Source organism: Leifsonia sp. 2TAF2 (assembly GCF_052115085.1).
Classification (GTDB): domain Bacteria; phylum Actinomycetota; class Actinomycetes; order Actinomycetales; family Microbacteriaceae; genus Leifsonia.
This window is the reverse complement of the sequence record NZ_JBFRFY010000001.1, coordinates 1,832,643-1,849,567: the sequence shown is the minus strand read 5'-3', so window position 1 is coordinate 1,849,567 and position 16,925 is coordinate 1,832,643. Positions and strand designations below refer to the sequence as shown.

Genomic DNA, 16,925 nt, shown 5'->3' with positions numbered 1-16,925 from the left:
AGCCCGGGTCAGCCCGGGTCAGCCTGGGTCAGCCTGGGTCAGCCCGGGTCAGCCCGTGGAAGCGTCGTCGCCGGCGATCTCCACATGGATGCGGCGGAGGTCCTCCACGAGCGACCCGATCAGCACCCAGTGGCGCGGGTCCGGGGTGACGACGGTCAGGGGAGCGGTGAGCACCGGAACTCCGGCGGTCTCCGTTCCGGGTACGACCACGGGCTCGTCCGGATCGCGCGTCAGCAGCCGGAGGTCGTGAGCGGCGCGGTCGAGTTCGTCCGCGATGGCCCGGATGGTCGGCTCGGCCGCCAGGCTGTCGTCGTAGTGGTCGTGGAAGGCGCGCGTCATCCCGAGCGTGCGGTTGATCAGCGGACGCAGCCGGTCGAACAGCTGCTGATCGTGGTCCAGGAACGCGCGATGCTTCCGCTGCCGAGGGTTCAGCGAGAGGCTCTCGTCCGCAGCGGTCAACGTCGCCTGCGCCTTGGCCTCCATCGGCCGCAGCAATCGCGCCTCGATCAGCAGCGCATCCAACTCGGGTCGGGTCTGCTCGGTCGTCAAGGCGTCGGCGAGACGATCCAGCGTCGACGCGATCTCGGCCCCCAGCGCGATCACCGCCTGGCGGGCGGGAGCCGTCAGGACGGGAGGGACGATCGCCACGTTGACGACGACACCGATCGCCGCGCCGATCACCGTTTCCACGATCCGGGCGAGCGCGTACTCGGGGTCGGAGGCCCCGATCGCGAGGACGAGCATGGCGGTGATCGGCACCTGGTTGGCCGTACCCGGTGTCAGCCGGAGCGCCCAGGCGAGCAGCACGGAGACGACGACCGCGAGCAGCACGATCCAGCTGTTGGTGCCGAACGCCAGACCGATCAAATACGCGATGACGACGCCCCCGATGACTCCGAGGGAGCGCTCGATGGCCCGGCCGACCGACTGATTCACACTCGGCTGGACCACGAGCAGGGCGGCGATGGTGGCGAAGATCGGCAGCTCGCCGTGGACGAAGAGGCTGGCCGCTCCCCAGGCGAGGATCATGGCAACCGCCGTCTTCACGACCTGCAGGAAGGGCGCGCGGGTCGACGTGCGGATGGTGGTGGGAAGCGCGAGGGCCGCCGGGAGCCGGCGTCCGGACGTCCTGTTGCGAGCCACCCGTCAACGCTACCCGGCCTACGCCGAGTACGTCGCGTATGCGCGCGCCGAGCGCTCCAACCGGGCCGCGCGCGCCTTGGTCAGCGTCGCGAACGGTTGGGGCACCACTCGGCCGCCGTCGCGGCGCCAGGTGCCGACGACGCGACCGCCGGCGACGATGATCGGCTGGAAGATCCCGTTGTTGCCGGGAACGATGAGTTCGGCGTGCTCGTCATCGAGGATCGGCGAGCGGTCCTGGTAGCCGAGCAGGTACTCGTCGAACCCCGGGAGCAGGTGGACCGCCTCCTTCTCGGCGCGCGTCTCCGGCGTGGCCTGCGCGCGGTCGAGGAGTTCCGTCGTCACGAGGTACTCGGTGCCGTCCACCTCGAGCGTCGTGAGCGCATCGCCCAGCACCGCGCGGGCAGTCTTCGCTCCCGCGACCGTGCCCTTCGTCCACCAGACGAAGTCGCGCACCGTCGCGGGCCCGTGTCCCTGCAGATACCGCAGCAGGAAGCGGGCGACCGCCTCGTCCGGAGACAGCTCTGCGGGAGGCGGCGCCCATTCGTCGAGCAGCACGAGTGCCTGGGACGGATTACCGTTGCCGGCACGCACCACCGGACCCCAGCACAGGAGCCCGGTCTGCGCGAGGAAGTAGATGAGGTGGTACCCGCGCTGTCCGGCCGCGGAGATCCCCGCCTCCTCCCACACCGTCATCAGGTCGGCCCGGCTGATGCTGCGGCCGCCCGTGAGTGCGGCGGTCACCACCTCGGCCGCGCGCGCAAAGTCGGCGGCCTCGAGTTCGAGCTGCCTCTGCCGGAGTGCAAGCCCGGCCACCATGCGCTCGGTCGTCACCGACAGCATCCAGCGCAGGTCCTCCGGCGGGACGAAGTGGAGGGTGCCGCGCATGGGCCAGGAGCGGATGATCCTGCCCGCGTCGAGGTCGGCGAGCACGTCGGCCTGCGTCGCGCCGGTCGTCCGCAGAGCGAGAGCCCAGCATCCTGCGGCGAAATCTTGGCCCTGCAGGGCGAGCAGGCGACGCGCGACGGAGGCGGGATCGGGCTCGCGCGGGCCGTCGATCGCTTGGGCGAGTCGACGCAGGCGGAGGAGGTCGGCGCGGCGGACTCGGCTGGCGGGCATGGGTCCAGCCTGCCAGTGACCGCCGACACGGCGCATCCGGCTAGTGGAGCAGGCCGAGCTCTCCGAGCTGTTCGCTCAAGCCGGCCCCGTCGGGGGCGTACACCCACGGCGTGCCGGACAGCTCGCTGTGCTTGTCGGCCTTCGACCGCCCACCGGCGAGGACGGCCTCACCACTGGACAGCTGTCGGATGGCGACTGCCGCGACGTTGTCGGGGTGGGCGACCGTGAACTCGCCGTAGAGGTCTTCGTCGTGCTGACCGTCGTCGCCGATCAGCAGCCACTTGAGCCCGGGGAACTCCTCCGACAGGCGCTCGAGGCTCGTCCGCTTGTGCTCGCGACCGCTGCGGAACCAGCGGTCGTGTGTGGGCCCCCAGTCGGTGAGGAGCAGGGGGCCGGCCGGGAACAGGTTCCGCGAGAGGAAGCGGCTGAGCGTGGGCGCGACGTTCCAGGCCCCGGTCGAGAGATAGACGACGGGTGCTCCGGGATGCGCGGCGGCGAGCCGTTCGAGCAGCACCGCCATGCCCGGCGTCGGGACGCGGGCGTGCTCATCGAGCACGAACGTGTTCCACGCGGCAAGGAAGGGGCGGGGGAGCGCCGTGACCATGACCGTGTCGTCGACGTCGGAGATGATCCCGAAGGTCGCCTTCGGGTCGATGACGAACACGGGTGCTTCGAAGACCCGGGCCGACTCGGCGGTCGAGAGGCGCACGGTGTGCCAGCCGGGGGTCAGCTGCACCGGGACGACGGTGTCGATCACGCCGCCGCGATCGGTGACGACTTCATGGCGCTCGCCCTCGATCTCGACCGTCACGGTGGTCATCGCCAGCGGGACGCTGACGAACGAACGCCAACCACGCACGGACTCCTCCCGCTTCCGGTGCAGGCGCTCGGCACGGCTCCCGGGTCGCGGGTCCTTCGCGAGCACGACGCGGCCGAGGATGCGCACCCAGGTCGGCGAACCGTAGCCGGTGTACGGCACCACGGTCGCCAGGAAACCGCGCTTGCGGGCGCGACGGGCGCGGAACTCGTGGAACGCATCCTCCAGGCGCGCTGCGCGGTGCATGATCGGCTCGACCGCGGCGCCTCGGCGGGCGACGGGGTCGCCGGAGACCTGCTCGGGGCGCGATTCGGGGGAGGGCATCTGAGCTATTTTCTCATGGAGTGAACGTGCGCACGAATGCATCCCCCAGATTTGGGGGACAATTCCGCGGCGCGTCACAGGGTAATCCTCAGCAGAAGTGAGGTTTCCACGAATATGATCGGGTCAGTGCGACGGGTCGCCCCGTCGCCGGGCTGGGGACCCGCAATACCGCCTTATTCGAGAGAAAGAAGGAGTCGCCCTCGTGCCCATCAACGATCTGGTTGCCGGTCAGACCTCTGTCGGAGCGCAACTCGTGCGTACGGAGCCGATTCAGGAGCGCAGTGCTGCGCGGATCGACGCCCTCCTCGATGCCGCCGCCGATGTCGTCGACGAAATCGGCTTCGACCGGCTCACCACCGCCATGGTGGCAGAACGCGCCGGCGCGTCCATCGGGACCGTGTACCGCTACTTCCCTGACCGCATCGTGCTGCTCCAGGCACTGCGCGACCGGGCGCTGCTGCGCTACCGACGCTCGGTGGTCGAGGCCATTGACGCCCAGTCGCCCGCGCACTGGTGGAACGCCGTGGAGTGCGCGATCGACGCTTTCGTCGAGATGTTCCGCACCGAGCGCGGTTTCCGCATCATCCGGTTCACCGACGCAGAGCGCTCCGGTGCCGCAGAGGATGAGACGCTTCCCGACACGGGATTCGCGAACCAATTCGCGCAGATTCTTTCCGACGAGTACGGGCTCCCGGGAGGCGACGACCTCGCTTTCCGGCTCCAGGTGGTCGTGGAGATCATGGATTCCCTGATCAACCGCGCTTTCGTGGAGGACCCGAACGGCGACGAGCGCTACATCTCGGAGGCGCGGGACGTCGCACGCGAGTACCTGGAACGGCGGTTCGGGCCGAACTCCTGAGTTCGGCTGGTCGCATCCCTCGGGAATGTCGGTGGTCGGTGGCAAGTTGCCATCCACAGAGGCGAGCACTCCGAACACAGAGTGCACCACACCGAATCGCCGCTTCACCGAGAGGAAGGGGGCCGGAATGCGACCGACCCTGTCCGCCACAATTCGACGTATTCCGTTGCGCAAACGGCTCGACGCTGTTTGGCTTACGTCGATGGCTGTCACGTCCCCCGCACTCTTCCGCGCCTCGATGAGCGCAGCGTTCCCGACCCAGGGAGCGCTAACGTGATCGAGTTCCGCGATGTGACCAAGCGCTTCCCGGACGGGACGCTCGCCGTCGACGACTTCTCGCTGGTGATCCCGTCCCGCAAGATCACCGTGCTGGTCGGCTCCTCGGGAAGCGGAAAGACGACCATCCTGCGGATGATCAACCGCATGGTCGACCCGACCTCGGGGCAGGTCGAGATCGACGGAGAGGATGTCCTCTCGCTGAAGCCGGTGGCCCTTCGCCGATCGATCGGCTACGTGATGCAGAATTCGGGCCTGCTCCCGCACCGCAAGGTCGTCGACAACATCGCGACCGTTCCGCTCCTGACCGGAGTGAAGAAGAAGGATGCGCGCGAGCGTGCCCTCGAACTGATGGACACGGTCGGACTCGAACGGTCGCTGGCCGACCGGTACCCGAGTCAGCTGTCCGGCGGGCAGCAGCAGCGCGTGGGCGTGGCCCGCGGTCTTGCCGTGGACCCCAACATCCTGCTGATGGACGAGCCCTTCGGAGCGGTGGACCCGATCGTGCGCGACGATCTGCAGAACGAACTCCTCCGGTTGCAGCGCGACCTGGGCAAGACCGTCGTCTTCGTGACGCACGACATCGACGAGGCCTTCAAGCTCGGCGACCAGGTCGTCATCTTCCGCAAGGGCGGGATCGTGGCCCAGAAGGGCACACCCGCCGAGATCCTCGCCGACCCGGCCGACGACTTCGTCGCGTCGTTCGTAGGCGCCGACCGGGGTCGCCGCGCCCTGCACGTGGAAGAGACGCCGACCGGTTCGGTACTCGTCGACAGCGATGGCCGCGCCGCGGGCGTCCTCTCCGGTCCACTGCACGGTGGTTCCGGCTCCTTCGAGGCAAAGGCCGCGACCGTTTCGGGCGCGGGTGCTCCGGCGCAGGGTGAGGACGCGCCGTGAGCTTCTTGTGGTCGAATCTCGGCCAGGTCTGGAATCTCACGGTCTACCACGTGTGGCTGAGCGCACTGCCGATCGTCATCGGCTTCGTGCTCTCGTTGCCCATCGGGTGGGTGGCGAACCGCTACCGGCTCAGCCGGGGCGTCCTGCTGACGGTGGGCGGCATCCTGTACGCCATTCCGTCTCTGCCGCTGTTCTTCGCCATGCCGGCGCTGATCGGCACGCAGATCCTCTCGCCCATCAACGTCGTGGTCGCGCTGAGCATCTACGCGCTGGCGCTGATGGTCCGTACCACGGCTGACGCGCTCGGTTCGGTCCCGGGGGATGTGCTTCAGTCGGCGACCGCGGTCGGCTTCTCCGCCTGGCGTCGGTTCTGGTCGGTCGAGCTGCCGCTCGCAGGTCCGGTCCTCCTCGCCGGCCTCCGGGTCGTTTCGGTCAGCACGGTCAGCCTGGTCAGCGTCGGGGCCCTGCTCGGCGTCCCGAACCTTGGCTACTTGTTCACCGACGGCCTCAACCGCTCGTACACGGAGGAGGTGGCGGTGGGCATCGTGCTCATCATGCTGCTCGCCCTCGTGTTCGATCTGATCCTCGTCGGCATCGGCCGTCTGCTGCTGCCCTGGTCGCGCGCCGACCGGCGCGCGGGGCGGCTCAGCCGTCGCCAGGCCATGAAGACGGTGGTGGGCGCATGACCGACATCGTTGCCGCCTTCGGGTGGATCTTCGACCCGGTCAACTGGTCGGGGCCGAACGGCATCCCGATGCGGTTGGGCGAGCACATCGTGTACTCGCTGCTGACGCTCCTCCTCGCGGCCATCATCGCGCTGCCCATCGGGTTCGCGATCGGTCACAGCGGGCGGTTCCGCGGGCTGGCCGTCGGAGTCTCCGGCGCCCTCCGCGCGCTGCCGACGCTCGGTCTCGTGATCTACCTGGCGCTGATCACGACGAACCTCACGATCGTGCCGCCGCTCATCGCGCTGACCATCCTGGCCATCCCGCCGATCCTCGCCGGCGCGTACTCCGGCCTCGAATCGGTCGACCGGGCGCCCATCGATGCGGCGCGCGCGATCGGGATGACGGGCTGGCAGGTGTTCGCCAAGGTCGAGCTCCCGCTCGCCCTGCCCCTCGTGATCGGCGGCATCCGCTCCGGAGCCCTGCAGGTGATCGCCACCTGGACGGTGGCCGCCATCCTCCCGGTGGGAGGCCTCGGCCGCTTCCTGTTCGACGGGATCGCCGTGCAGAACTACCCCGAGATGCTGGGCGGCTCCATCATCGTCGTCGCGCTAGCACTCGTCTCCGACGGGATCTTCGCGATCGTCCAGCGGCTGGTCGTCCCCCGCGGCGTCGCCGCAGGCCGCGTCCGCGACTCCGCTGAGGGGGAGCCCAGACGGGCCGCCCGCAGCACGGCGCGCGAGAGCGCATCCACCACCTGACCCGAACCCTTACGTCCCACGCACACAGAGAAACACACCAAGAGAAGAGAGATCATGTTCGCATCGAAGAAGAGCCGCATCGCGGCCGGCGTGCTCGCCGCCGGGGCGCTGCTCGCCCTCAGCGCCTGCTCGTCCGGCGGTGGCGCCTTCAGCTCCGACAAGGCATCGTCCTCCGGCGACACCGTCACGATCGGCTCGGCCGCGTTCGGCGAGTCCGAGATCCTCATGCAGATCTACGGCCAGGCGCTCGAGGCCAACGGCGTCAAGGTCGCGTTCAAGCCGAGCATCGGCCAGCGCGACGTCTACCTGAAGGCCCTTCAGGACGGCTCCATCGACCTCATCCCCGAGTACAGCGGCAACCTGCTCCAGTTCTACGACAAGAGCAGCACCGCCACCTCCAGCGACGACGTGATCGCCGCGCTCGGCAAGGCACTGCCGAAGGGCTACGAGGTGCTCGACCAGTCGGAGGCGCAGGACGCCGACTCGTACAACGTCACCAAGGAGTTCTCCGAGAAGTGGAAGGTCACGAGCCTCGATGACCTCAAGAAGGTGACCGACCCGCTGACGGTCGGCGCGAACCCGGAGTTCCAGACGCGGCCCTACGGCATCCCGGGGCTCAAGTCGGCCTATGGCGTCACCGCGACGCTCAAGCCGATCAGCGACTCGGGCGGCCCGCTGACCGTCGCCGCTCTGAAGAACGGCGATGTGCAACTGGCGGACATCTACACGACGACTCCGGCGATCAAGGACAACGGCTTCGTCACGCTGAAGGACCCGAAGAACCTGATCGCCGCGCAGAACATCGTGCCGCTGATCAACAGCGACAAGGCGTCCGACAAGGTCAAGGACGTGTTGAACAAGGTCTCCAAGGAACTCACCACGGAAGACCTGATCGACATGAACGGCGAGAACCAGGGCGACAGCAAGACGCAGCCCGACGCCGTCGCGAAGAAGTGGCTCCAGGACCACCCGATCAAGTAGGCCTATTCGGCATCAGGCAGCGGCGGCTCGGATTCCCGGGCCGCCGCTTCCATGTGCCGGGCCTCTCGCGCACCCAGCACCTTCTTCACCACGAACACGGCCACCAGGAAGACCGCGATGACGGCGACGAAGACATATCCCGCCCAGTGCAGCTCACGCGAGAGCTCGCGGTATCCGCCGGCCGCGGCAGAGCCGACGCTCACGTAGGCGAAGGCCCACAGCACGCACGCCGGCACCGTCCAGGCCATGAAGGTCCGGTAGCGCATCGGGCTCATGCCCACCGTCAGCGGGATGATCGAGTGCAGCACCGGCAGGAACCGCGAGAGGAACACGGCGATTCCGCCGCGGCGCGCCAGGTACGCCTCGGCCCGGTCGAAGTTGCGGATACCGATCCGCCGACCGAGACGGCTGCCCCGGATGCGTGGACCGAACCATCGCCCGAGCGCGAATCCGATCGACTCGCCGCAGAGCGCCCCCACGATCACCGCGAGCACCAGGGCGACGTATTCGACCGGGTTGGCGACTCCAGTGCTGGCGACGAGAACGATCGTGTCGCCGGGCACGATGAGCCCGACGAGGATGGACGTCTCCAGCAGGATGCCGACGCCGGCGAGAAGCGTCCTGAGAACAGGGTCGACGCTCTGGACGAGGTCGAGGATCCAGGTCAGCGCATCGTTCATGTCGTTCCCCGCGGCGGCATACCCGAATGCTAGCGGGGCGGTCTGCCTCTCAGCTGAGGAGGACCACGACGGGCGGAACGACGACCAGCAACACGGTCAGCACCACGACGACGGCCCGCAGCACCGGACCCACCGTGCGCCGGTGCCCCGTCAGGCGCTCCTCCCGGGCGACGAGCGCAGCGCGGCGCTGCTCGGGCGTCCTCCGATCCTTCGGAGCGCCGAGCACGGCGCCGGCCTGCCCCGTCTCGTCGACCAGCCGGATGGCCTCGGCGAGCGCCGCATCCCCGGAGGTGCGCCGGGCGGTGTCGTCGGCCAGCATCTCCAGCAGCAGGGCAACGGCGTCCTGTGCCCGGGTCGCGATGGGGAACCACGGCAGCGCCCGCTTCCACGACCGGAACGCGTCGAGCAGTAGGTGGTGCTTCTGCCGCAGGTGGGCGCGCTCGTGCGCGACCACCGCATCCAACTCGGCGGGGGAGAGGAGCTCGATCATGCCCTCGCTGAGCACGGTGACGCTGCGGGCGCCGGGCAGGCAGTATGCCGCCGGCGCCGGGTGGTCGATGACCCGGGTGCTCGGGGCGTCGGGGAGCGGCGAGGAGAGCAGCCGCAGCAGCTCCATGTGCCGGTGACGCTGGTTGCGGCTCCGTACGGAGGTGAGCGCGAGGTTCAGGAGCAGATGCGCGGTGAGCAGGATGGCGGCGCTGAGCAGGAACGCGTTGAACAGGGTCGCCTCGGGAGGGAGCGGGCCGTGGAAGAGAGACGCCCAGGCGCCTTCGATCCGGCTCCACAGGGTGTCGCCGAACGGCTGCAGCCCGGCGAGCAGCAGCGAGCCGATCATCGAGATACCGCCGGCGAGAGCGATCGACTGCCAGAGGGCGACGGCGAGTACCGGGGCGGCAGAGGGCCATTTCGCGCGGGCGAGCAGCAGCGGCACCGGCCACGCGAGGGCGACCGCGAGGGCGCCGAGGAAGATCGCCCCGGTCAGTCCCGCGGCGGGGTCGGCGCTCACACGCTGCGCGCGTCGAGCAGACGGCGCAGCATCTCCGCCTCGGATTCGTCGACCGAGCCGACGAAGTACGCGAGGGCTTCGCTGCGGTCGGAGGACGACTCCAGTACCTCCCGCATGAGGTCGGCGACGTGTCCGGCCCGTGTGAGGGCGGCGAAGTAGAGGTGGGGGCGGGCATCCCGGTCGCGGCCGACGAAGCCTTTGGCCTCCAGTCGGGAGAGCACGGTGAGGATCGTGGTCAGCGCCGGTGCCTTTCCTGTGTCGCGCGCCGCCGCTAGCTTGTCGCGTAGTTCGCCCGCGGTGATGGGCGCGTCGCCGTCCCACAGGGCGTCCATGACTGCCCGCTCCAGTTCTCCGAGATTGGCCACGGATACAGGGTAGCGCGATCGGGCTGGGAATGTTCTACACTTCGTAGAAGTTCTGTTCTACAGAGCGTAGAAGAACCGTCTACAGAGCGTAGAAGAGGCGAAAGGGATGCACGTGAACGAGCTGCTGGACCCGCTCCTGCTGTCGCGCTGGCAGTTCGGGCTCACCACGATCTACCACTTCCTGTTCGTTCCGTTGACGATCGGTCTGGTCACCTGCACCGCCGTCTTCCAGACGGCCTGGTACCGGACGGGGAAGCCGCACTACCTGCAGCTCACCCACTTCTTCGGCAAGATCTTCCTGATCAACTTCGCGATGGGAGTCGTCACCGGCATCGTGCAGGAGTTCCAGTTCGGCATGAACTGGTCGGACTACTCCCGCTTCGTCGGCGACATCTTCGGGGCCCCCTTGGCGCTGGAGGGTCTCCTGGCGTTCTTCCTGGAGGCGACCTTCATCGGGTTGTGGATCTTCGGTTGGGACCGATTGCCCAGGGGTCTGCACTTGGCGACCATCTGGGTCGTGTCGGTGGGCAGCATCCTCTCGGCGTACTTCATCCTGGCGGCCAACGCCTTCATGCAGAACCCCGTCGGCTACCACCTGAATGCGGCGAAGGGACGGGCCGAGCTCACCGACCTCTGGGCGGTGCTGACGAACAAGGTGGCCCTCGCGGCGTTCCCGCACACGATCTTCGGCTGCTTCATGGTGTCCGCCGGCCTCATCATCGCCGTCGCGGCCTGGCACCTGTCGCGCAACCGGCACCTCGACACCATGCGGCCGGCGCTGAAGTTCGGCCTCTGGCTGATGGTCGGCGCCGCGGTCGGCACGGTGCTCAGCGGCGACCAGCTGGGGCTTGCGATGGTCGAGACGCAGCCGATGAAGATGGCGGCGGCGGAGGCGCTCTACAAGACCTCGACCGGGGCTGACGCGTCCTTCTCGATCTTCACCCTCGGCACCCCCGACGGCGTGCATGAGCTGTTCTCCATTCGCATCCCGTATCTGCTGTCGTTCCTCTCGACGCACAGCCTGAACGGCACCGTGGAGGGGATCAACGACCTTCAGGCGCAGTACACGCAGCTGTACGGGCCGGGCGACTACACGCCGATCATCTGGGTCACGTACTGGGCGTTCCGGTGGATGATCGGGCTCGGCATGCTCCACGTGCTGATCGCCGTCGCCGGACTCTGGTTGACCCGCAAGGGCCGGACGCCGCGGCCGTGGATGTGGCGGATCGCGATCTGGGCGATGCCGCTGTCGCTCCTCGCCATGGTGGTCGGGTGGGTGTTCACCGAGATGGGCCGCCAGCCGTGGATCGTGTTCAGTCTCATGAAGACCGCCGACGGCGTCTCGCCTGGGACGACGGGCCTGGAGGTGCTGATCTCGCTGGTGGCCTTCACCGCCGTGTACGGCACCCTCGCCGTGGTCGAGTTCCTGCTCATCAAGCGCGCGGCGCAGAAGGGCCCGGAGGACGTGTCGAAACACCTCGATGACACCGGCGAGCCCATCCCCGTCGCGACGATCTACTAGGAGGCACCGCTCATGGATCTCGCAGTTCTCTGGTTCGGCTTCGTCGCCTTCTTCTTCGTCGGCTACTTCGTGCTCGACGGGTTCGACTTCGGCGTCGGGATGGCGCTGCCGTTCCTCGGCCGCGACGACGTCGACCGCCGCGTGATGATCAACACCATCGGCCCGGTCTGGGACCTCAACGAGACGTGGGTCATCGTCGGCGGGGCCGCCCTCTTCGCGGCGTTCCCGGAGTGGTACGCCACGCTGTTCAGCGGGTTCTACCTGGCCCTGCTGCTCATCCTTCTCGCTCTGATCGTTCGCGGTGTGTCGTTCGAGTACCGGCACCAGCGCGCCGGCGCCCGCTGGAAGAAGTGGTTCGACGGGATGATCATCACAGGTTCCGCGCTGCCCGCGTTCCTGTGGGGCGTCGCGTTCGCGAACATCGTGCAGGGCGTGGCTCTGGACGCGAACCACGACTACACGGGCACGTTCTTCGACCTGCTGAACGGCTACGCGCTTCTGGGCGGCCTGACGACCCTCCTGCTGTTCTTCACCCACGGCGTCGTGTTCATCTCGCTGAAGACGGATGGCGGCCTGCGGCTGCGGGCGCGGCGGCTGGCAACCAGGTCCGGCCTTGCGGCGATCGTCGTCGCGGTCGTCTTCCTCGGCTGGACGGCGCTGTCGCACTTCTCGCCGGTCTTTCTGGCGCTGGCCATCCTCGCAGCGGTCGCCCTCGTCTCCTCCTGGATCGCCAACCTGCGCGGGGCCGAAGGCTGGTCGTTCGGGTTCATGGCCGCGACGATCGCGCTGGCCGTTGTCTCCCTGTTCGCCGCGCTGTTCCCGGACGTAATGCCTTCCTCGCCGAACCCGGAGAACAGCCTGACGATCGCGAACGCGTCGAGCTCCCAGACGACCCTGACGATCATGACCTGGGTGGCGGCGATCTTCCTGCCGCTGATCCTCGTGTACCAGGGGTTCACGTACTGGATCTTCCGCAAGCGGGTCACGCGTGACCACATCCCGCAGGAGGGGACGCCCGTGGAGCCGACGGCAGACGACGACACCCCGCGGCCGGTGACCGCCTGACATGAAACCGCTCGACCCGCGCCTCCTGCGTTACGCGTCGTCCACCCGCGGCACCCTCGCCGTCGGGGGGATGCTCGCGGTGCTGCAGACCGCATCCATCATCGCGTTCGCGTGGCTCGTCACCGACCTGGTGGTGCACGCGATCGCGGGGGAGTCGCTAACGGACCTCGGCCGCACGCTCGCGCTGCTGGCCCTCGTGGTGCTTGCGCGCGCCGTGCTGCTGTGGGCCGTCGACGCGGTTGCGGCTCGCGGCGGCGCGCGCGCTGTCGGGCAGCTGCGCGAGCGCCTGGTGTCGGCGATCGGGCGCCTGGGTCCGGGATGGGTCTCCCGCCGCAACAGCGGTGAGGTGACGCTGATCGCGGGCCACGGCATGGATGCGCTCGACGGGTACTTCGCCAAGTACGTGCCCCAGCTGATCGCGACGGCGGTGGCGACGCCCTTGCTCGTGCTGACGATCGGATGGCGGGATCTGACCAGCGGGATCATCCTTGTCGTGACGCTCCCGATCATCCCGGTCTTCATGATCCTGGTCGGGTGGGCGACGCAGGCCGCCCAGCGGCGGCAATGGCGGGCGCTCTCGGCGCTGTCCAGCGGTTTCCTGGATGTCGTCGCCGGGCTCGCGACGCTCAAGCTGTTCGGGCGGCAGCACCGCCAGGAGGCCCGCATCCGCCAGGTCAGCGAGCAGTACCGCCTGCACACGATGCGCGTGCTGCGGATGTCGTTTCTGTCGGGCTTCGTGCTGGAACTGGCGGCGAGCCTGTCGGTCGCGGTCATCGCGGTGACGATCGGGCTGCGGCTGCTCGGCGGCTCGCTCGACCTCTCGGCCGGGCTGTTCGTTTTGCTGCTCGCGCCGGAGGCGTTCCTCCCGTTGCGCAATGTCGGCGCGAGCTATCACGCGGCCGCCGAGGGCATCGAGGCGGCTTCGAACGCGTTCGCGGTGATCCAGGCGGCGGAGGATGTGGCGGTTGTTGCTGCGGCGGATGCTGGAGCCGGCAGGGGCGGGCTGGTGTTCGACAACGTCTGCGTCGCGCATGACGGAAGGACCGTGGTGGACGGGTTCAGCGCGGAGGTCCGGCCGGGCGAGTTCGCCGTGCTGCAAGCGCCGAGCGGGGCCGGTAAGTCGAGTCTCATCGCCGCGGTGCTGGGGTTCGTGGCGGCGGAGGGTCGCATCCAGGTGGGCGGTCATACGGACGCCGAAGGTCGACGGGAGGCGGTGTCGTGGTCGGGGCAGCGTCCGGCGCTCGTGGCGGGGAGCATCGCCGAGAACGTCGCGCTGGGGGATGCGGTCGACCCGGTGCAGGTGGCCGAGGCGCTGCGTGACGCGGCTGCCTCGGAGTTGGACCCGAGGCTGGTGCTCGGGCCGGGCGGCGCGGGGCTGTCGGGAGGGCAGGCGCAGCGAGTCGCGGTTGCCCGCGCGCTGTACCGGCTACGGAGCCACGGATGCCGGGTGCTGATCCTCGACGAGCCGACGTCGGCGCTGGACGCCTCGACCGAGCGGCGGTTGTTCGAGTCTCTGCGGAAGGTGGCGGAGGACGGCGTGGCGGTGCTGGTGGTCAGTCACCGGCAGGCGGTCGCGGATGCGGCCGATACGGTGCTCACGATTCCCGAGCTGCGGGTCGCAGTGGGGACGGAGGTGTCCGGTGTCCGATGAGTCCGTGCGATCTGCAGCCGATGCCGCTGCCCAAGCCGCCGTCGATGGCGCTGCCGGTCCGTCGGAGGTGCGCCGCATTCTGCGCCTTGCCGTTCCCGCGGCCGGTCGGCTGTGGACCGCGATCGCCTTCGGCGCGATGAGCGGCGCGAGCGCGGTCGCGCTACTCGGCGTCTCCGCGTGGCTGATCACGCGCGCCTCGGAACAGCCCGCGCTGATGTACCTGTCGATGGCGGTCGTCGGCGTTCGGGCCTTCGCCCTGGGCAGGGCGTTCTTCCGCTACCTGGAACGGCTGGCCGGGCATGACGCGGCCTTTCGGCAGCTGGGCACCATCCGGTCGCGGCTGTTCGCCCGCCTGGTGCCGCTCGCGCCGGACGGGCTTCGCGGGGTGCGGTCCGGCGACCTCCTCGCCCGTATCGCGGATGACGTGGACGAGCTGCAGAACCTGTCCGTGCGCGTGATTCAGCCACTGGTCGCGGCCGGTGTCGTCGCCGTGGGCAGCGTGGTTGTGGCGGCCCTCATCCTTCCGGCGGCGGGCGTCGCGCTGCTGGTGACACTCGTCGCGGCGCTGGTCGCGGGCGCCCTGGTCAACCGCTGGTCCGCCGGGGCGGCCGAGCGCCGCATCGCGCCGCTGCGAGCCGCCGTGAACGATGCGCTGCACGACCTGGTGAGCAACCTCGACGTGCTCACCGCCTACGGCGCCCTCCCCGCAGCGGAAGAGGGGGTGCGTCGTGCGAGCGCGCGGCTCACCGCGGCGGTCCGCGCGCGAGCAGTGGGACTGGGGCTCACCGCCGGTGCGGTGTCGCTGTTCGCCGGCGCCGCCACGGTCGGGGCGCTGGCCGGCGGCATCCCGGCTCTGGGCGGCGGTGCGATCGACGGCCCTGGACTCGCCGTGATCGTGCTGCTGCCGTTGGCGGTGTTCGAAGTGTTCGGGACGGTGCCGCTCGCCTTCGGTGCCTGGCGCCGGGTGCGGGCCAGCGCCGAGCGGATCGCGTCCGTCGCGCCTGTGACCGTGCCCGATGGGATCCCGGTGGATGCGCCGGACGCGCATCCGCTCGAGGTCCGGGCGGTGCCGGAGGTGCGGCTGGATGCCGTGTCGGCCAGTTGGCCCGACACGGCGTCGCCGGTGCTCGATGGCGTCTCGCTGCGGTTGGCACCGGGGGAGCGCGTGCTGCTCACCGGTCCGACCGGCGCCGGGAAGACGGCGCTGGCGCACGTGCTGACGCGCCTGCTCGACCACACCGGCGACTACCGGCTCGACGGCATCCCCGCGCGGGAGCTGCGACAGGATGACGTGCGCCGTGCGGTCGGGCTCGTGGAGCAGCGTCCGTACCTGTTCGACTCCGACCTCCGGCAGAACCTGCTCTTCGCGCGGGACTCCGCGACCGACGACGAGCTGCTCGCGGTTCTCGATCGGGTGGGGCTTCGCGACTGGGCGGTCTCGCGCGGCGGGCTGTCAGCTCGGATGGGGGAGCGTGGGGCCCTGGTATCGGGCGGCCAGGCGCAGCGCATCGCCCTCGCCCGGGCGCTGCTCGCCGACTTCCCGGTGCTGATCGTCGACGAGCCGACCGCGAACGTGGACGCGCCGGTCGCGCACGCGATCGTCCGGGATGTGCTGCAGACGGCGGCGGAGGACGGCCGGACAGTGTTGCTCATCTCACACACGGAGGTGCCGGCCGGGCTGATCGACCGTGAGGTGCGGTTGGAGGGTGGGCGGCTCGTGGGCGCGTGAGCTGCTGTCCGACCCCGGTCCTGTTTTCAGGACGCCCCGCTCCTGTTTTCAGGAGAATCGGGCTCGGCCGTGCAGCCATGCCACGAACTCAGGACATAGCTGCACGCGAGCACCTCGAAGTCCTGAATACAGGATCGACCCAGCGGTCCTGAATACAGGACGATGCTCGTCCTCAAAGCAGGACGGGCAACGGGACGCGACGACATCCGGCCCGGCCGCCGCCGCCTGCGGTCCTGTATTCAGGACCGCGACACCGGGGGCAACGGCCGCGCGAGCATCGCGAACCGCGCCCGCCACGCCTCCGTCCGCGCAGCATCGTGCACCAGCGCCGGCCCGTCGACCCACGCCGTGACCATGCGGATCCCGTGCAGCGCATTCACGGCCCACAGCACGACGCCGTCGAGCTCCGCCGGACGCACCGCCTCCTCGTCGACCGGCACCCCGAGCGCCGCGGCGATCCCGCGTACCGTCCTCGCCGCGACGCTGTCCACCCGCGGAAGGGAGAACGGCGGCGCGAACAGCGCATCCCCGCGCCACCACAGCAGCGCGGTGCTCGTGCCGTCCGACACCTGCCCGCCGTCGAGGAGGATCGCCTCCTGCGCCCCGCGCCGCTGGGCCCGCTGACGTACGGCGCTCAACGCGTCGATGTCCGGCCCCTTGAGTTCGGGGGTGCGCCGCGGGTCCGCCTCCGCCGTCGCCACGACCACCGAGGTCGTCAGCGGCGGCGCGGTGCGCAGGCGGAATCGCAGGCGCAGCGCATCCCGTGCGCGAACCAATTCGAAGCGGGGGAACCACGCGCCGTCGCGCGGCAGAGTGGCGACGCCAGCCTCCCAGAACGCCTCGAGCTCCCCGGCCGAGGCGAACCCTTGCTCGCGCGCGGTCTCGGCGAACCGCGTCCGGTGGAGGCCCAGAGCGAGGGCCTCACCGTGCTGCACCAGGAACGAATCGGCCGCCAACAATTGCGTCTCGACCAGCTCGCAGTCGTCGCGCACCCGCAACGCGCCGTCCGCCCAATCGGCGATCGTGCTGACAGGTCCGGTGCCGTGCGCGTCCACTCGCCTAGGCTAG

The 16,925-nt window shown here is 69.5% G+C and carries 16 protein-coding genes; 9 read left to right on the top strand and 7 right to left on the bottom strand.

Annotated features, from left to right (window positions below):
• Nucleotides 1-48: 48 nt before the first annotated feature.
• Genes AB4Z18_RS08935 through AB4Z18_RS08925 form a run of 3 tightly spaced genes read right to left on the bottom strand, consistent with a single transcriptional unit; the run spans nt 49 to nt 3,400 of the window.
• Nucleotides 49-1,143 carry an FUSC family protein gene (locus AB4Z18_RS08935; RefSeq protein ID WP_441782330.1) on the bottom strand — a complete coding sequence of 365 codons (1,095 nt, stop codon included), beginning with the start codon at nt 1,141-1,143 and terminating at the stop codon, nt 49-51.
• A gap of 18 nt (nt 1,144-1,161) precedes the next feature.
• The gene (locus tag AB4Z18_RS08930) at nt 1,162-2,259 is read right to left on the bottom strand and encodes a winged helix DNA-binding domain-containing protein (RefSeq protein ID WP_441782329.1); all 1,098 of its coding nucleotides are present in this window, start codon (nt 2,257-2,259) and stop codon (nt 1,162-1,164) included.
• 40 nt (nt 2,260-2,299) lie between these two features.
• On the bottom strand, nt 2,300-3,400 hold the full coding sequence (locus AB4Z18_RS08925) for an App1 family protein (protein ID WP_441782328.1): 1,101 nt from the start codon (nt 3,398-3,400) through the stop codon (nt 2,300-2,302).
• Between the two features lie 202 nt (nt 3,401-3,602).
• On the opposite strand from AB4Z18_RS08925, the gene AB4Z18_RS08920 reads away from it, so the two are divergent.
• The 5 genes from AB4Z18_RS08920 to AB4Z18_RS08900 all read left to right on the top strand — a co-directional run bounded on the left by AB4Z18_RS08920 (nt 3,603) and on the right by AB4Z18_RS08900 (nt 7,839).
• Nucleotides 3,603-4,259 (top strand): TetR/AcrR family transcriptional regulator, encoded by a 657-nt coding sequence (locus AB4Z18_RS08920; RefSeq protein WP_441782327.1) that lies wholly within the window; start codon nt 3,603-3,605, stop codon nt 4,257-4,259.
• Between the two features lie 273 nt (nt 4,260-4,532).
• On the top strand, nt 4,533-5,432 hold the full coding sequence (locus AB4Z18_RS08915; protein WP_441782326.1) for an ABC transporter ATP-binding protein: 900 nt from the start codon (nt 4,533-4,535) through the stop codon (nt 5,430-5,432).
• Nucleotides 5,429-6,118: an ABC transporter permease gene (locus AB4Z18_RS08910; protein WP_441782325.1), complete on the top strand. Its 690-nt coding sequence runs from the start codon at nt 5,429-5,431 to the stop codon at nt 6,116-6,118. Before AB4Z18_RS08915 ends, AB4Z18_RS08910 begins: the two co-directional genes overlap by 4 nt.
• Nucleotides 6,115-6,858 carry an ABC transporter permease gene (locus tag AB4Z18_RS08905; RefSeq protein ID WP_441782324.1) on the top strand — a complete coding sequence of 248 codons (744 nt, stop codon included), beginning with the start codon at nt 6,115-6,117 and terminating at the stop codon, nt 6,856-6,858. Before AB4Z18_RS08910 ends, AB4Z18_RS08905 begins: the two co-directional genes overlap by 4 nt.
• A 54-nt stretch (nt 6,859-6,912) precedes the next feature.
• Nucleotides 6,913-7,839 (top strand): ABC transporter substrate-binding protein, encoded by a 927-nt coding sequence (locus tag AB4Z18_RS08900; RefSeq protein ID WP_441782323.1) that lies wholly within the window; start codon nt 6,913-6,915, stop codon nt 7,837-7,839.
• Between the two features lie 2 nt (nt 7,840-7,841).
• Here the strand turns inward: AB4Z18_RS08900 and AB4Z18_RS08895 are convergent, their stop codons facing one another.
• Genes AB4Z18_RS08895 through AB4Z18_RS08885 form a run of 3 tightly spaced genes read right to left on the bottom strand, consistent with a single transcriptional unit; the run spans nt 7,842 to nt 9,890 of the window.
• On the bottom strand, nt 7,842-8,519 hold the full coding sequence (locus AB4Z18_RS08895) for a DedA family protein (RefSeq protein ID WP_441782322.1): 678 nt from the start codon (nt 8,517-8,519) through the stop codon (nt 7,842-7,844).
• Nucleotides 8,520-8,568: 49 nt separating this feature from the next.
• On the bottom strand, nt 8,569-9,525 hold the full coding sequence (locus AB4Z18_RS08890) for a M56 family metallopeptidase (RefSeq protein WP_441782321.1): 957 nt from the start codon (nt 9,523-9,525) through the stop codon (nt 8,569-8,571).
• On the bottom strand, nt 9,522-9,890 hold the full coding sequence (locus AB4Z18_RS08885) for a BlaI/MecI/CopY family transcriptional regulator (RefSeq protein ID WP_441782320.1): 369 nt from the start codon (nt 9,888-9,890) through the stop codon (nt 9,522-9,524). The genes AB4Z18_RS08890 and AB4Z18_RS08885 overlap by 4 nt, the downstream gene beginning before the upstream one ends.
• 112 nt (nt 9,891-10,002) lie before the next feature.
• On the opposite strand from AB4Z18_RS08885, the gene AB4Z18_RS08880 reads away from it, so the two are divergent.
• From AB4Z18_RS08880 to cydC, 4 genes are read left to right on the top strand one after another with little or no spacing between them, the layout of a single operon-like run.
• Nucleotides 10,003-11,412, top strand: a complete 1,410-nt coding sequence (locus tag AB4Z18_RS08880; protein ID WP_441782319.1) for a cytochrome ubiquinol oxidase subunit I — start codon at nt 10,003-10,005, stop codon at nt 11,410-11,412.
• A 12-nt stretch (nt 11,413-11,424) separates the two neighbouring features.
• A complete protein-coding gene (cydB, locus tag AB4Z18_RS08875) occupies nt 11,425-12,477 on the top strand; it encodes a cytochrome d ubiquinol oxidase subunit II (RefSeq protein ID WP_441782318.1) in 1,053 nt (350 codons plus the stop codon).
• Between the two features lies 1 nt (nt 12,478).
• Nucleotides 12,479-14,128 (top strand): thiol reductant ABC exporter subunit CydD, encoded by a 1,650-nt coding sequence (gene cydD, locus AB4Z18_RS08870; RefSeq protein ID WP_441782317.1) that lies wholly within the window; start codon nt 12,479-12,481, stop codon nt 14,126-14,128.
• 4 nt (nt 14,129-14,132) lie between these two features.
• A complete protein-coding gene (gene cydC / locus AB4Z18_RS08865; protein WP_441782316.1) occupies nt 14,133-15,857 on the top strand; it encodes a thiol reductant ABC exporter subunit CydC in 1,725 nt (574 codons plus the stop codon).
• 239 nt (nt 15,858-16,096) lie between these two features.
• On the opposite strand, the gene AB4Z18_RS08860 is transcribed toward cydC, so the two are convergent.
• A complete protein-coding gene (locus AB4Z18_RS08860) occupies nt 16,097-16,912 on the bottom strand; it encodes an aminotransferase class IV (protein WP_441782315.1) in 816 nt (271 codons plus the stop codon).
• Nucleotides 16,913-16,925 lie beyond the last annotated feature (13 nt).